Source organism: Chryseobacterium flavum, assembly GCF_003385595.1.
Taxonomy (GTDB): domain Bacteria; phylum Bacteroidota; class Bacteroidia; order Flavobacteriales; family Weeksellaceae; genus Chryseobacterium; species Chryseobacterium flavum.
Map to the genome: position 1 here is coordinate 205,989 of NZ_QNUE01000006.1, position 14,937 is coordinate 220,925.

Genomic DNA, 14,937 nt, shown 5'->3' on the forward strand with positions numbered 1-14,937 from the left:
CTCATAACCCATAACCCATAATTTATAACTCGCAACTCATAACTCATAACTCATATGACGTTTCATGTACCTTCACTGCTCTTCCGCTTGGATCATTCATTTTTTTAAAAGCTTCATCCCATTCCAAAGCAATAGGAGTAGAGCAGGCAACGGACGGAACGGATGGGACTGTAGCAGCAGCAGTTTCACTTGGGAAATGTTCCTCAAATATTGTTCTGTATCGGTATTCCTCTTTATTTTGAGGGGTGTTTAGCGGGAATCTGAACCTTGCATTGGCCATCATTTCATCAGTAACTTCTCTTTCAGCAACTTCTTTTAAAGTATCGATCCATGAATATCCTACGCCATCAGAGAATTGTTCTTTCTGTCTCCATACGATGGATTCCGGAAGAATATCTTCAAATGCTTTTCTTAGCACCCATTTTTCAATCTTTCCTTCTGCTGTATCAACCATTTTATCTTTTGGGTTAAGGGTCATTGCAATATCCATAAACTCTTTATCAAGAAAGGGAACCCTGCCTTCTATTCCCCAGCTCATTAATGCTTTATTTGCTCTTAAACAATCATATAAATGAAGTTTGTTTAGCTTTCTTACGGTTTCATCATGAAATTCTTTGGCATCAGGAGCTTTATGGAAGTATAAATATCCGCCAAACAGCTCATCAGAGCCTTCTCCGGAAAGAACCATCTTTATTCCCATAGACTTGATAACCCTTGCTAAAAGATACATGGGAGTAGATGCCCTGATGGTTGTTACGTCATAGGTTTCCAGATGATAAATTACATCACGGACAGCATCAAGCCCTTCCTGAACGGTAAAGTTTACCTCATGATGAACAGATCCGATATGCTCTGCCGCTTTTTGGGCAGCTGCCAAATCGGGTGATCCTACAAGACCTACCGCAAAACTGTGAAGTCTCGGGTACCATGCTTCCTGCGTATCACCACTTTCAATCCTCTGTCTCGCAAATTTTGCTGTAATAGCAGAGATCACAGATGAGTCCAACCCTCCGGAAAGAAGAACGCCATAAGGAACATCACTCATCAATTGCCTGTGAACTGCATCTTCAAGCCCTTTTCTCAGTCGGTTAATATCGGTTTCCTTATCTTTAACATGATCATAGCGTTCCCAATCTCTTTTATACCATTGTTGAAGCCCGCTTCCATCTTTGCTGTAAACAAGATGTCCGGGTAAAAATGTTTCTATTGTCTTACATACTCCCTCCAAAGCTTTCAGCTCGGAAGCAACATAGTAATTACCGTTTTTATCCCATCCCTGATAAAGAGGGCAAATCCCCATATGATCACGGGCAATGAGATAAACTTCATTCTCTGTATCATATAATGCAAAAGCAAAAATTCCGTTCAGCTTTTCAACGAAGTCTTTTCCATACTTTCTGTAAAGTGCTAAAATGACTTCACAGTCAGATTGGGTTTGAAATTCATAATCGGGGAATTCCTGTTTTAATTCTCTATGGTTGTAGATTTCGCCGTTTACGGCTAATACTATTTTTCCATCTTTGGTAAATAAAGGTTGTTTTCCTGAAGTGGGATCCACGATCGCAAGCCTTTCATGAGAAAAGACTACTTTATCATCTTGAAAAACTCCACTCCAGTCCGGTCCTCTGTGACGGATTTTTTTTGACATCTCCAAAACCTGGGGTCTTAATATTTCAGTTTTTTGTTTTGCGTCAAATAGACATACAATTCCACACATATTCTTATTATTTATGAAGCAAAAGTAGAATAGCTGTTTATAAATAACAATAAAAAATATTTAAAAGTTAAAATTTTTAATCAATTTATTTATTTTGGTTAAAAATTTTAACTATCAGTGTAAAATTAACTGCTTTATATTGATTTTTTTCACTGTTTCAATCTTGTATAAAAGCCACCTTACCTCTATACAAAATTAAAATGACATATTTATTAATATATGGTAATTAATTATATGAATTTTAGTCTTTACTTTGTGGCTCGAAATAATTTTTTTTCATCATTTGTGTTTTTACCTTCTTGCAATTCTCATGCAAGAAGGTTTTGTTTTTATTCAGTACCTAATAAAACTCCTGAAACATTCCATGAGCTGAAGCTTGTTCCTTCTGTAGGGGCGAGAGGAATTTTTATCTGAATGGTATGCTTTCCTGCTTTCAGATCTCCGAGAGGAATGAAATCAGGATTGGTAACAGTGCCGGGACACCAGTTTGACCTGCTGAGGTCAGAAGAAGAAAGGCCGTCCTGAAAATTTCCCGAAGCCGGATTATATAAACGATAAGATCCGCAATCGGTCCGCCATGGAATAAAAGAGAATATGGCTTTCCCATCTAAAGAAACAGAATTAATTTTCGGAACAAATTCATCCCCGTTTTCCCAGCCGCCATGGCCCGTAGTGATATATCTGAGCCGGGCGTTCTTTATATCTTTTTTTACCGTAAAGTCAACCCAAAGCCCGTTTTCCCGGTTAAACATTGTAGAGTAATCCTGTCCTGCCATTTCCATAATATTCAGGGTGTTGAATAAAGGGACTGCCATATTATTTTTGTGAACTGCCTGATCGCTTTTATGAATTGTTATTTCAAGGCTGATTTTATGTCCTCCTTTATCATAATTACCAATAAAAGCTCCTATCCAGAGTTCCTTACCGGATAAGAACGGTTTTAACTCTGTAATATCCTGCCGGTATGGGTTCACCGTATGCCAGTTTTTATTTTTTAATTGTATATGATTAAAATGCTGAATCCCGAATGGTGTGAAAAATCTCATCATTTCTACAGCCGGACTATAATGGTCTGTTGCGGTTACTCCGTAATATAATTTTCCGTTTCCGTTGTCAAAAGCAGGAAGCACTTTTGCCCCCTTTTCCAAACCGTCAAAGAAGGATAATGTTTTGTCCTGCGGAATAAAGAACACTGTTCCGGTCCTGTCGTAAGCGTCGCCATTTGATTGTTGTTTAAGTTCTGCAAAAATATTTTCACCCTCTGTAATAGCCGGAAAACTGATCTTTTTTAATATGATGGTGCCGTTTGCATATCTCTTTATTGTTGCATCAGATCTGGATGTATCAGAAAAATTGATGATTTCCTGATCAAAAACATTCAATGTTGTGAATCTGCTTTTCCAGAGAAGATCTTTATATCCAAGCTGGTCGGTAGATTGTACCGGTGCATTGATGATCTTATCAATTCCTGTATTTTTTATTTTTTTTATGGAAGCAGCTGTGATTAATGAGTTTTTATTTCTTTCTACTTCTAAAACCAATCCTAAATCCTGACCTAATACAGAAGGTCCTCCTTTTAATTTCAGGTCTTGTGTATACCAGATTTCAATTGTATTTGAATTAACTTTGGTAATCGCCTTTTTGCAGCTGTATCCAAGTATTTTCTTAGTTTCATCAGTCAGTTCAAAAGCCTGTTTTCCTACAGATTGAGGGTCAGAGCTTGAAATAATGTTTTCAGGTTTTAAAAAAGCATAGGAAATAACCGTATTGGAAGGCTTTTCAATTTTAATGATTTCAAAAGGATAAGTGCTTTTTTGCTCTTTAATAGTAGTATTCAGGATAAAATTCTCTTTTTCATTGACCCATATTACGGGAGAAGGCTGATCTGTCTGTACCTTACCGTTATAAGAACTGACATACCGGATTTCATAGGTCTGTGCAGGTACGGCGCAAAAGAGAAAAACAGACAGAAAGCAGAAAATAATTCTTGTATACATATAGAGGTAATTTTGTTGCAAAGTTATTCTAAACTTTCCACAGCATCAAAACAGTTTAATCTTATAGAAATAATAGTTCCGGCTTGTTACAGGAATAGATAAACCGGGGTAATAAAAAAAACTACTCTGAAAGAGTAGTTTTATACTTATATTCCGGGAAGATTAAGAGACTCTCTCAATTAAAGCCATATAGAATCCGTCATAGCCTTCGCTTGGCATTACTTTTTCATCTTTAATCAATTTGAATCCCGGGTTATTCTTTAAAAATTCTTCCACCTGCCCATTGTTTTCAGACGGAAGGATGGAACAGGTTGCATAGACCATTTTTCCTCCTTTTTTCAGCATTTTGGAATAGTCCTGAAGAATTTGCTGTTGTTCTTTTTTTATTCTGTCAATGAATTCCTGGTCGATTTTCCATTTACTGTCAGGGTTTCTTTTTAGAACACCTAAACCGGAGCAAGGGGCATCAATTAATAACCGGTCTGCCTTTTCATGAAGACGTTTGATGACTTTATTATCAGAGATCATACGCGTTTCAATATTATGGGCTCCGGCTCTTTTAGCCCGGCGTTTCAATTCTGCCAGTTTCCAGTCAAAAATATCCAATGCCACAATCTGACCTTTGTTTTTCATCAATGCTGCCAGATGAAGGGTTTTTCCACCTGCGCCGGCACATGCATCCACAACCCGCTGTCCTTCTTTTACATCAAGGAAATATCCTATTTTTTGTGAAGAAGCGTCCTGAACTTCAAATAAGCCTTCTTTGAAAGCTGTTGTAAGGAAAACATTCTTTTTTTCTTCCAACTGTACCGCATCCGGGTAGTTTTTGATAGGAAACGAAACCACACCTTCATCAGAAAGATCAGAAATAAGTTCTTTAGTTGTTGTTTTTAAGGTGTTTGTTCTCAGTACGGTAGGAGCCTGCTCATTTAAAGCGGTCATTTCTTTTTCCCAGTTGGCTCCCAGTTCTTTTTCCAGTGTTTCAGCCAGCCAGTCAGGAATAGAATGTTCAATGGCTTTCGTCGGAACTGTATTTTTTTTTAGTTTGGTCAGAATATCGGCAATTTTGATTCCGTCAAACTCTTCAAATTTTTTATAGTTGGTTTTGCTCCAAAGGAGGTATGCTATGATCAGTTTATAAATATTGTTGGGTTTTACACCTTCGCCCATATAATACTCAAGGCGTTTCTTCCAACGGATAATATTGTAGAAAATCTCAGAAACAACTGCTCTGTCCTGGCTTCCCCATTTTTTATTAGCTTTTAAAAGTCTTTCGATTACTTTATCAGCGTATTTATTTTTCTCGAAAAATGTTTCTTGTAAAGCATCGTGAATTCCGATCGCTAAGTTTCTGTGAATAAGTTCCATAATTGCTTCTGCTGTTTGAATCTGCAAAAATACGAATTATAGTTGAGAGTTTGTTGTTAAGGGCCGGCGGTTTAAGAACAGAATGAATGAGGAGGAATTGCAGTTAATTTATTAATCATTCAGCAGGTGTATAATTATTCACCATTCGGAGCTGATAATAATGACTTTAGACCGGGTTTATTCCGATATTTTATCCGGAATAATTCACCATTCTCTTTCAGATACTTGGTTCTATATCTTAAAAAGCTCTACCTTTGCAAAAAATAAAATATGAGTGATACAATACTTTGTCCGAAATGCAGTTCGGAGTTTACCTATCCAAGTGATAATATGATGGTATGTTCCCAGTGTTTCTACGAATGGAACCCTGAAGAAGCTGCTGCAGAAGTGGCTAACGAGGGAAAGATTTTGGATTCTAACGGCAATGAGCTCCAGGACGGAGACTCAGTGGTTGTTATTAAAGATCTTCCTGTTAAAGGAGCGCCAAAGCCGGTGAAAGCAGGTACTAAAGTAAAAAATATCCGTTTAAGACCGGGAAGTGATCATAATATTGATTGCAAAATAGATGGTTTTGGGGCAATGGCATTAAAGTCAGAATTCGTTAAGAAAGCATAATGTAAGAGATGATCTTTATCATCCGGAAATAAAAAAAGGAAAAAATTGGACAGTGTAATCTTTCATAAGACTTAATTGCGGGATCGCTAATGTCCGTCCGGAAGGCAGAAAGAGAATTAACCAAAAATTTCCTTATGCTGTGGAGATACAAATGTAAGAAAAAGTTTTATAACGGCTTCTTATGTTTGTATTTTTTTTATCCACAAATTGTTGATAAGTATAAGAAAATGTATTAGTTATATTTTTTATGAATGAAACAGTAAAAATAAAACTATTAAAAGGTTATTCGGTAGATTCCTCTTTTCTTTATGGTTTGTCTAAATAAATGAAATCACAACAGAACCTTCGAGTTTTTTATCAGTATACATTATCATTTCTTTACTTTTTGCCTTAATCTTATTCCAATAATAGCTTCCGGCAAATCTGCTTTCTAAAACTTCTGCATTAATGCCACTTTCTGAAACTTTTATTTCGTTAGGATAACAGGCAAATTTTGACAAACCGAATTCAGCAGTTTCTGTTTCACTGAAAATAGTAACCTCTCCAAACAATCTGGCTACATAAGGATTGTAAGGCCGGCGGTAAGTTTCTTCCGGACTATCGTTCTGAATCAGTCTTCCGTCTTGTAAAATAATAATCTGATCCAGCCAGGGCATGACATCCTGAAGTTCATGAGTAGAAATAATTAAAGATATACCCTGTTGTTTTACATACCGGAACAGCCTTTCGCGAAGTTCTATTTTTCTTGGAAAATCAAGGTTGCTGAACGGCTCATCCAGGATAAGAAGTTTAGGCAATACAGAAAGAGCTCTGGCTATGGCAACTCTCTGCTGTTGTCCGCCACTTAAATATTTGGGAAGTATATGGGCAAATTCCTGAAGTCCTACTACTTCCAGAAGTTCCATTACCGTTTCTTTCTTTTCTTTTAAATTGATATTGGAAATAAATTTTCCCACATTTTCAGCAACTGTAGCGTAGGGCATCAGATCAAAATTCTGAGCTACAAATTTCATGTCAGATTCTCCGGGAACAAGATTCCCTTTGGGTCCCAGAAGTGCTGTTTTATTAAATATAATCTCGCCGCTTTCCCAATCGAGCAGTCCGTAGATCAAACTTAGGAGTGTTGATTTTCCGCATCCGCTTTCCCCTGCAAGAGCAATGATTTTATTAGCCTCAAATTTTAAATTAAGGTTTTGAAACAAAGGTTTATCCTTGGTATGAGAAAAAAATAGGTTGTTTATTTCTAGTAGCATATTACAAATGTAAGGTTTTTATGAAAACACAATTTTTTTTATTATATTAGCAGGAGTAATAAAAATATATCAAAAATGAGAAAAAAACTGTTTTCGTTAGCTATTCCTGCTTTATTTGCTGCTGCTGTTGTCATTTCTTGTAAAAAAGACAAACCGCTTACCAGTGAAAGTAATGAAGTAACAACTACCAAAGAGGGAAGTCAGTATACTTTGGATACACTAAACAGTAAAGTTGAATGGAAAGGATATAAGGTATTTAAAACTGAGAATACAAGCCATTTCGGGACCATTAGATTTGAAAGTGGTGATGTTACAGTAAAAGACGGAAAACTTGAAAGCGGTAAATTCGTTGCTGATATGAACTCTCTGACCTCTGAAGACCTGAAAGACAGTCCGGAAGATTTAGCAAAATTAAATGGCCACCTTAAGAGTGGTGATTTCTTTGAAGTAGAAAAATTCCCTACTGCTTCGTACGAAATTACAAAAGTTACCCCTGCAACAGAAGGCGACTACAATACGCTTTTAGATGGAAATTTAACCATCAAAGGTATTACGAAGCCTGTCCAGTTTAAAGCCAATGTATCGGTGAAAGAAGGGGAGGTAAGTGTTGCAACTGAGCCAAAAGATATTAAGAGAGAAGAGTTTGGAGTGAAGTTCCAGGCTCCTGCTGAAAATGGGGTGATTAAAGATGAGGTTACTCTTCAGATCAGCGTTAAAGCTTTAGAAAAGAAATAATTTTTTTATTTAAGTGAAATAAGTGATTGAAGTCTGCCTCCCGAAAAAGAGGCAGATTTTTTTATCTATCAATTAATTATTAAACTTAAAAACCGTATTTTTGCAAAACATTTTGAAAGGGTAAAATAATGATAGAAAAGATAGAAGAACTACTGATTGAAGTAAACAGCTTTAATACTACATCGAAAGAAGAGATAGAAAACTTCCGGATTAAATACAACGGTAAGAAAGGGGTTCTGAATGATTTTTTTGAAAAATTTAAAGAAGTTCCTAATGACCAGAAGAAAGAGTTCGGGCAGAAAATTAACTCTTTGAAGCAGGCTGTTGCTGTAAAATTAGAAGATTTGAAAAATGCTTCTGAATCTTCTGTTGTTATAGAAAAAGAAGATCTTACAAGACCTGCTTTTCCACTGGAATTAGGCTCAAGACACCCGATTAATCTGGTAAAGAACAGGATTATTGACATTTTCAAATCTATTGGCTTTGCCGTAGCAGATGGTCCCGAGATTGAAGATGACTGGCATAATTTTACGGCATTGAACCTCCCGGAATATCATCCGGCAAGAGACATGCAGGATACTTTCTTCATTGAGCAAAATCCGGATATTCTTTTAAGAACACATACTTCTTCCGTGCAGACACGTTATATGGAAGAAAATCAACCGCCGATCAGAATATTATCTCCCGGCAGAGTATTCAGAAATGAGGCTATTTCTTCACGTTCTCATTGTATTTTCCACCAGATTGAAGGATTATACATTGATGAGAATGTAAGTTTTGCTGATTTAAAGCAGACTATTCAGTTCTTTACAACAGAATTATTTGGCAAATCTAAGATCAGAATGAGACCGTCTTATTTCCCATTCACTGAGCCAAGCGCTGAGATTGATGTATATTGGGGATTAAACTCTGAAACAGATTACAGAATCACAAAAGGAACAGGCTGGCTGGAAATTATGGGTTGTGGAATGGTAGACCCTGCGGTGCTTAAAAACGTAAATATTGATGCTGAAAAATATTCAGGATATGCGTTCGGAATGGGAATTGAAAGAATTACAATGCTCCTTTACCAGATGAGTGATATCAGAATGTTCTTTGAAAACGACATCAGAACACTAGAACAATTTAAATCTTTATAAAAAATAAACCTCCGGATTTCCCGGAGGTTTTGTTTTTAATTACTGACCTAAGAAACAAAACGTAATTAAAAACTGATTATTGAAATTTACACGTGTCTTTTCCGGTACTATAATAAAGACAATTTAAATCCAGTATGTATTACATTCATAAAAAGATGCCTGTAGGAATACTACAGGCATTATGACTATGTTTAGAATACGAATACAAGTTATTTCGTAAACTTTAAAGGATATTTGACATTCTTATAACTATCAATGCTGGCTTTCAATGAACCCACAGCAAGCTCGGCTTTTAACAGCATCGGAATATGGTTGGCATCATTCGATACCCACATGGTTACACCTTCTTTTTCTTTAAATACCCGTCCGCTTTTTACAGAAGGGATGATTTTCAGGCAGTTGATTGTTCCGAACTTGGTTTTCAGGTTTTCTGTTCCGGCAACTCTGAGCTGAAAAGGAAACATTTCGTCATCAATCCATACATTCATATTAATGATGGTTCCTACTTTTAATTCGTCAGGTGATTTGCTTCTTAAATAGTAGAAGCATGAAAGCATATCCTGAACCCCTTTTACTGATTTTAAAACTTTGGAACCATTTGCAGGAGTCTTTTTATCAGTTAGTATTAAGGTATTATTGTCATGATTGAAAACGGTTTCAAAGTGCTGGCGATAGCTTCCTTCACGGACATTCCTTACATAAAAGCTGGGAAGACCCGTTTCTGTACTAATGAAGCTTTCGTATAAATCTTCAACTTTAAAAAAGGCTTTTACCGCTCCCGTAGTTTGTCCGGTACCTTTTGCATACAGGTGAGGTACACCTTTATAATTGGTTTTTTGAGTGGTAAGATTGGCGGTGCCCGCATTCAGAAAGCCATAATGGATCCTGAAAGTGATTGATTCACCATCTGCAATATTGCTGATTTGAGCTGACCCTAGAGAGAACAGGAATACTGCAAAAATGATTAAAATTTTCTTCATGGTATGACATTTACAAATATATTGCCAAATTTAAAATCTTAAAAGTTAGATATTTGACAAATCTCAGGTTTTTATTTAGAATCAATTAAATATGCTTCGCATTAAAATTAGTAAATTTGCAGTTACAAGTATAATTAAATTATCTAAACATTATGATAACCACAGATATATTGATCATAGGAGCAGGACCTACAGGCCTTTTTGCAGTTTTTGAAGCAGGTCTATTGAAAATGAAGTGCCATATTATTGATGCACTTCCGCAGCCGGGAGGGCAATTGGCTGAACTTTATCCTAAAAAACCTATTTTCGATATTCCGGGTTACCCTTCAGTGAATGCTGGGGAACTGGTTGATAATTTAATGGAACAGATTAAACAGTTCCAGCCCGGGTTTACCTTAGGTGAAACTGCAGTTACTTTAAATAAAGTAGATGATGAATGGTTTGAGGTAATTACCAATAAAGGGACTGTTCACAGGGCAAAAGCAGTTGCTATTGCAGGAGGACTCGGAACTTTTGAGCCAAGAAAACCAACTATTGAAAATATTGCAGACTATGAAGAGAAAGGTCTTGAATATTTTGTAAAAGAACCTGAGCATTTCAGAAACAAAAGAGTGGTAATTGCCGGAGGAGGAGATTCTGCACTGGACTGGAGTATTTTCCTTGCCAATGTAGCAAGTGAAGTTACTTTGATCCACAGAAGAAATGAATTCAGAGGAGCTTTGGATTCTGTAGAAAAGGTTCAGGATCTGAAAAATCAGGGAAAAATCAAGTTAATTACTCCAGCTGAAGTTACAGCAATTAAAGGTGACGGAAAAGTAGAAGCGATTACGGTAGAAAAAGATGGTGAAGAAGCTTATGATATTGAAACAGATTACTTCATCCCTTTATTTGGGCTGACACCAAAATTAGGGGATATCGGAAACTGGGGGCTTGAAATTGAGAAGAACGCAATTGTTGTAAACAATGCTCTTGATTATCAGACAAATATTGATGGAGTATATGCTATTGGAGATATTAATACTTATCCGGGAAAGCTGAAATTAATTCTTTGTGGTTTCCACGAGGCTACCCTGATGTGCCAAAGCGTTTACAACAGACTGAATCCGGGTAAAAAATTCGTATTGAAATATACTACGGTAAGTGGGGTAGACGGGTTTGACGGAAGCCGTAAAGAAGCAGAGAAGGCCGTTGTGAAAAAAATTGACTAATTTTGCAGAATTATGTCAGATATTAATATTAAAATCACCGACAGAGAAGGGGTAACCCACGATGTTGTAGCGCCTACGGATATGTCCATGAACCTTATGGAAATTATTCGTTCATATGAATTGGCTGAGGAAGGAACTATTGGAGTATGTGGAGGAATGGCCATGTGTGCTTCATGTCAGGTATATGTGATCAATGATCCTGGTCTTGAGCCCATGGGTGATGAAGAAGATGCCATGCTTGCAGAAGCTTTCCATGTGAAAGATAACAGTCGTTTAGGATGCCAGTTACATATCGCAGACGAGATGGAGGGACTTGAGGTGGAAATTGCTCCTTATCCTTAGAAAAATATTTTTTAATCTTAATAAGAAACCCGTTCGAGCTATTTGAACGGGTTTTGTTTTTATTTTGAAGATATTTTTTCAACAAGTGCAGACAGTTCTTTTTCTAAAATTTTTCTGTTAGCAAGACTGTTGGTCAATATAATAAATCCTGATTGAAGTTCCGGGAAAAATTCCAGAGAGCTTCTAGACCCACCTGTTCCACCGGTATGTTCGTACATTGTATTTCCGTTTTTAGTGGTATGAAAGAACCAATTAAGTCCAAGAGAGCCTTCTTCACCTTCAAATGTATATTTATGGGATAAGGAAATATTCAATTGGTCTTCGGCAATATTCCCTTTGATGTATTTAATCATGTCACTGGTATTCGACCTTAATTCTCCCGTGCCTACCAATTCCGGGAAATCCCAATAAGGTGTTACCTCTCTGTTGCTGTTATGAGCTTTGGCAATATTATTTTTGTCAGCATTTGCAAGACTTACCGTTGTGTTGTTCATTTGGAGGGGCTTCAGAATATATTTTCTGACCAGTGAAAAATAGCTTTCATGGTAGACATCCTCAAGAATATAGCCTAATAAATTGACTGCCATATTAGAATATGTGTATTTTACTCCTGGCAGCGTGTCCATTTTCATATTTTTCAATCCTTCGTAGAACATTTTTTTAGAATAATTGCTGAATGGGTTAAGTTCTATATACTCCTGTCTCTCATAAAGATTAGGAAAAATTCTTGTAATTCTTGAAGTATGATTGGCCAGGTTTACTATTTTAATAGGTTTACTGTTATATTGTAAATTAGGATAATTATCAGACAAATACTTCCGGATATCGTCTTCAATGCCTATTTTCTTATCTACAATAGCCTGAGCGGTGAGAATTCCTGTAAAAGTTTTGGTTATAGAACCTATTTCATAAATAGTTTTATTATTGGGGAGAATTTGCTTTCCGTATTCCAATTGTCCGTAATTATAATAATAATCTTTACCTCTTACTGTAATTCCAATAGAAAGGCCTACAGCTTTGGGATCTTCGTAGTATTTTTTTACATATTTTTCTATTTCCAGATCAAGTTCTGTTTTTAGAGGATTATCTGTTTTAATATTTACGGCTGGTGTGAGATTTTGATGCTGTGAGAAGCTCCAAAAGAAGCTGAGAAATAATGGCAGACAAAAAAAGTTTGTAATTGTTTTCATATATTGGGTTATTGTGATGCTTTCGATGGATTTTAAAACGTCTTTTCTGGTATTCAATGTTATTATCTGCTATGGTATTGAATATCAGATAAAATTACTCTTTTATCCGGGTTTTTCCCATAAAAAAAAGAGATATTTGAATACCTCTTTTCTGATTAAATCTTTTCCTTAGAAATCCACTTTCCAACCGTAGGTGCTTGATAATTTTTCATTTTTTCCAACAGCTCTTCAATGGTATTGCTGATCAGCAGCATATCTCTGTTTACCTGTTTTAAAAACCCTTTATCCACCATGGTCTGAACCAGCTTAATCAGATCATCATAAAATCCGTCAATATTCAGCACTCCGATGGGCTTTTTATGAAGTCCAAGCTGTGCCCATGTAATCATCTCGAAAAATTCTTCCAATGTACCGTAACCGCCGGGAAGAACAATAACACCATTGCAGAGATCATTCATTTTGGTTTTTCTCTCATGCATGGTTTCCACAAGGATAAGCTCAGTAAGATTTTTATGGGCTATTTCTTTGGATTGTAAAAAGTAGGGAAGGACACCAATGACCTTACCTCCTTCAGCCAATGCACCGTCTGCTATGGTTCCCATCAGGCCAACATCTGCCCCTCCATAAATGAGTTGTATATCCTGTTTAGCTAATGTCTGTCCAAGGAGAAATGCCTGTTCTTTGTAAATGTCCTGCGAACCGAAACTTGAGCCGCAAAATACCGTTATACTTTTCATATTATATAAAATAGAAGATTCTTACTCTGACTAAGTAGCTTTTAAAAATCAAATAAACTAAAAATATCCAAAATCATATGACTTTGGATATTAAATATAATTATTTTTAATCTTTTACTTCTGGGGAATATTCGCTAAAATATCTTTCAGGAAGCTCCAGAATTTCTGTGCAGACGGAATATTTGCTTTTTCATCAGGAGAGTGTGCGCCTCTGATGGTTGGCCCGAAGCTTACCATTTCCATATCAGGATAATTAGCTCCGATAATACCACATTCTAATCCCGCATGACAAGCTACTACATGGGGTTTTTCACTGAATTTTTCAGTATAAATCTTTTCCATCAGCTGCACAATCTCGGAACCTGGCTTCGGCTTCCATCCCGGGTAAGAACCACTGAATTCAACATTCATTCCAGCCAGCTCTGCTACAGATTTAAGTTGTTCAGCAACAGAATATTTTGAAGATTCTACGGATGATCTTGTAAGGTTTAAAATTTTAAGTTCTCCAGATTTTAATTCAACCCTTGCCACGTTATTGGATGCTTCCACAAGGTTTGCAACATCAGGGCTCATTCTGTATACGCCGTTATGAAGAGATTTAAGCGTAAGGATTATTTTTCTCGAATCTGTTTCTGAAACTGCTTTTTCTGATGCTGTAGAGCTTTCAATGCTGATCTGGATGCCAGGTTCTACAGAAGTAAACTCTTCTAAAATTTCTTTTTTAAGAACAGTTGCATTTTCTATAAATTCCTGAGCATTCCTTACGGAGATAACTGCTACAGCTTCCCTCGGGATAGCATTTCTTAGGCCGCCTCCGTCTATAGAGATCAATTCAATATTTTGGTTTTCCAATCCATTGTAAAGAAGCCTTCCCAAAATAATATTTGAGTTTCCGAATCCTTTATGGATATCCATACCAGAATGTCCACCCTGCAATCCTTTTACTTCAATTCTGACTATTTGACCTTTTGGGGGCTCAATTGTATAATTTTGAGTGATTGTAACATCCACACCTCCTGCGCATCCTATATCAATCTCATCGTCTTCTTCAGTATCAAGGTTTAATAAAATATCTCCTGTCAGCTGTCCTGGTTTTAATCCTAAAGCACCTGTCATTCCGGTCTCTTCATCAATGGTGAATAATGCTTCTAAAGCAGGATGTGGAATATCTGAACTCTCAAGAATAGACATAATCGTGGCAACTCCTAAGCCATTGTCGGCCCCCAGGGTTGTTCCTTTCGCTTTTACCCAGTCACCATCCACTTCCATTTTGATCCCTTCTGTTTCAAAATCAAAATTGACATCATTGTTTTTCTGGCAAACCATATCCAGATGGGATTGTAAAACAATAGATTTACGGTTTTCCATTCCTTCCGTGGCTGGTTTCTTAATAATGACATTTCCTACCTCATCCACGCTGGTTGCCAGTCCCAGATTTTCACCAAATTCTTTGATGAAAGCAATTACTTTTTCTTCCTTTTTTGATGGTCTCGGAACTGCATTTAGTTTGGAAAAATTTTTCCAGATTATTTGCGGTTCTATATTAGATAATTCCATTGAAATTTATTTTTCTCAAATTTACGAAATAAAAATGCTTCTGTAGGGTACAGAAGCATTTTTTATGAATAGTAAAAAGATAAAGAATACAGGGTCTAC

General features: G+C 36.5%; 13 protein-coding genes. 5 read left to right on the forward strand and 8 right to left on the reverse strand.

From position 1 onward, the window contains the following. Window positions 1–43 precede the first annotated feature (43 nt). The 3 genes from asnB to DRF59_RS09660 all read right to left on the reverse strand — a co-directional run bounded on the left by asnB (window position 44) and on the right by DRF59_RS09660 (window position 5,082). Window positions 44–1,717, reverse strand: a complete 1,674-nt coding sequence (asnB, locus tag DRF59_RS09650) for an asparagine synthase B (RefSeq protein WP_115959103.1) — start codon at window positions 1,715–1,717, stop codon at window positions 44–46. A 329-nt stretch (window positions 1,718–2,046) separates the two neighbouring features. After that, window positions 2,047–3,714, reverse strand: a complete 1,668-nt coding sequence (locus DRF59_RS09655) for a GLPGLI family protein (protein WP_115959105.1) — start codon at window positions 3,712–3,714, stop codon at window positions 2,047–2,049. Window positions 3,715–3,876: 162 nt separating this feature from the next. After that, window positions 3,877–5,082: an RsmB/NOP family class I SAM-dependent RNA methyltransferase gene (locus tag DRF59_RS09660; protein WP_115959107.1), complete on the reverse strand. Its 1,206-nt coding sequence runs from the start codon at window positions 5,080–5,082 to the stop codon at window positions 3,877–3,879. Between the two features lie 270 nt (window positions 5,083–5,352). Between DRF59_RS09660 and DRF59_RS09665 the strand changes: the two genes are divergently transcribed. After that, on the forward strand, window positions 5,353–5,697 hold the full coding sequence (locus DRF59_RS09665; RefSeq protein WP_115959109.1) for a zinc ribbon domain-containing protein YjdM: 345 nt from the start codon (window positions 5,353–5,355) through the stop codon (window positions 5,695–5,697). 317 nt (window positions 5,698–6,014) lie between these two features. Here the strand turns inward: DRF59_RS09665 and DRF59_RS09670 are convergent, their stop codons facing one another. Next, window positions 6,015–6,950 (reverse strand): sulfate/molybdate ABC transporter ATP-binding protein, encoded by a 936-nt coding sequence (locus DRF59_RS09670; protein ID WP_115959111.1) that lies wholly within the window; start codon window positions 6,948–6,950, stop codon window positions 6,015–6,017. Window positions 6,951–7,025: 75 nt separating this feature from the next. Between DRF59_RS09670 and DRF59_RS09675 the strand changes: the two genes are divergently transcribed. Both DRF59_RS09675 and pheS read left to right on the forward strand, forming a co-directional pair. Beyond that, window positions 7,026–7,685, forward strand: coding sequence for a YceI family protein (locus tag DRF59_RS09675; RefSeq protein ID WP_115959113.1), 660 nt, complete (start codon window positions 7,026–7,028; stop codon window positions 7,683–7,685). A gap of 128 nt (window positions 7,686–7,813) precedes the next feature. Beyond that, window positions 7,814–8,824: a phenylalanine--tRNA ligase subunit alpha gene (pheS, locus tag DRF59_RS09680; RefSeq protein ID WP_115959115.1), complete on the forward strand. Its 1,011-nt coding sequence runs from the start codon at window positions 7,814–7,816 to the stop codon at window positions 8,822–8,824. 209 nt (window positions 8,825–9,033) lie between these two features. Here the strand turns inward: pheS and DRF59_RS09685 are convergent, their stop codons facing one another. Further along, entirely contained in the window at window positions 9,034–9,804 is a 771-nt protein-coding gene (locus DRF59_RS09685) for a DUF3108 domain-containing protein (protein ID WP_115959117.1), read from the reverse strand. Window positions 9,805–9,956: 152 nt separating this feature from the next. Between DRF59_RS09685 and DRF59_RS09690 the strand changes: the two genes are divergently transcribed. Then, complete coding sequence (locus DRF59_RS09690; protein WP_115959119.1) at window positions 9,957–11,012, forward strand: NAD(P)/FAD-dependent oxidoreductase; 1,056 nt, start codon at window positions 9,957–9,959, stop codon at window positions 11,010–11,012. A 12-nt stretch (window positions 11,013–11,024) separates the two neighbouring features. Beyond that, on the forward strand, window positions 11,025–11,354 hold the full coding sequence (locus tag DRF59_RS09695) for a 2Fe-2S iron-sulfur cluster-binding family protein (RefSeq protein ID WP_002984379.1): 330 nt from the start codon (window positions 11,025–11,027) through the stop codon (window positions 11,352–11,354). A 59-nt stretch (window positions 11,355–11,413) separates the two neighbouring features. Here the strand turns inward: DRF59_RS09695 and DRF59_RS09700 are convergent, their stop codons facing one another. The 3 genes from DRF59_RS09700 to DRF59_RS09710 all read right to left on the reverse strand — a co-directional run bounded on the left by DRF59_RS09700 (window position 11,414) and on the right by DRF59_RS09710 (window position 14,838). Further along, window positions 11,414–12,544 carry a serine hydrolase domain-containing protein gene (locus DRF59_RS09700; RefSeq protein WP_115959121.1) on the reverse strand — a complete coding sequence of 377 codons (1,131 nt, stop codon included), beginning with the start codon at window positions 12,542–12,544 and terminating at the stop codon, window positions 11,414–11,416. Window positions 12,545–12,699: 155 nt separating this feature from the next. After that, window positions 12,700–13,281 (reverse strand): LOG family protein, encoded by a 582-nt coding sequence (locus tag DRF59_RS09705; protein WP_115959123.1) that lies wholly within the window; start codon window positions 13,279–13,281, stop codon window positions 12,700–12,702. 114 nt (window positions 13,282–13,395) lie between these two features. Next, window positions 13,396–14,838 carry an aminoacyl-histidine dipeptidase gene (locus DRF59_RS09710; protein ID WP_115959125.1) on the reverse strand — a complete coding sequence of 481 codons (1,443 nt, stop codon included), beginning with the start codon at window positions 14,836–14,838 and terminating at the stop codon, window positions 13,396–13,398. Window positions 14,839–14,937: the final 99 nt, after the last annotated feature.

What these genes read in the sequence shown, in the direction of transcription:
- asnB (WP_115959103.1), bottom strand. Translation starts at nt 1,717, where the DNA reads ATGTGTGGAATTGTATGTCTATTTGACGCAAAACAAAAAACTGAAATA.
- DRF59_RS09655 (WP_115959105.1), bottom strand. Translation starts at nt 3,714, where the DNA reads ATGTATACAAGAATTATTTTCTGCTTTCTGTCTGTTTTTCTCTTTTGC.
- DRF59_RS09660 (WP_115959107.1), bottom strand. Translation starts at nt 5,082, where the DNA reads ATGGAACTTATTCACAGAAACTTAGCGATCGGAATTCACGATGCTTTA.
- DRF59_RS09665 (WP_115959109.1), top strand. Translation starts at nt 5,353, where the DNA reads ATGAGTGATACAATACTTTGTCCGAAATGCAGTTCGGAGTTTACCTAT.
- DRF59_RS09670 (WP_115959111.1), bottom strand. Translation starts at nt 6,950, where the DNA reads ATGCTACTAGAAATAAACAACCTATTTTTTTCTCATACCAAGGATAAA.
- DRF59_RS09675 (WP_115959113.1), top strand. Translation starts at nt 7,026, where the DNA reads ATGAGAAAAAAACTGTTTTCGTTAGCTATTCCTGCTTTATTTGCTGCT.
- pheS (WP_115959115.1), top strand. Translation starts at nt 7,814, where the DNA reads ATGATAGAAAAGATAGAAGAACTACTGATTGAAGTAAACAGCTTTAAT.
- DRF59_RS09685 (WP_115959117.1), bottom strand. Translation starts at nt 9,804, where the DNA reads ATGAAGAAAATTTTAATCATTTTTGCAGTATTCCTGTTCTCTCTAGGG.
- DRF59_RS09690 (WP_115959119.1), top strand. Translation starts at nt 9,957, where the DNA reads ATGATAACCACAGATATATTGATCATAGGAGCAGGACCTACAGGCCTT.
- DRF59_RS09695 (WP_002984379.1), top strand. Translation starts at nt 11,025, where the DNA reads ATGTCAGATATTAATATTAAAATCACCGACAGAGAAGGGGTAACCCAC.
- DRF59_RS09700 (WP_115959121.1), bottom strand. Translation starts at nt 12,544, where the DNA reads ATGAAAACAATTACAAACTTTTTTTGTCTGCCATTATTTCTCAGCTTC.
- DRF59_RS09705 (WP_115959123.1), bottom strand. Translation starts at nt 13,281, where the DNA reads ATGAAAAGTATAACGGTATTTTGCGGCTCAAGTTTCGGTTCGCAGGAC.
- DRF59_RS09710 (WP_115959125.1), bottom strand. Translation starts at nt 14,838, where the DNA reads ATGGAATTATCTAATATAGAACCGCAAATAATCTGGAAAAATTTTTCC.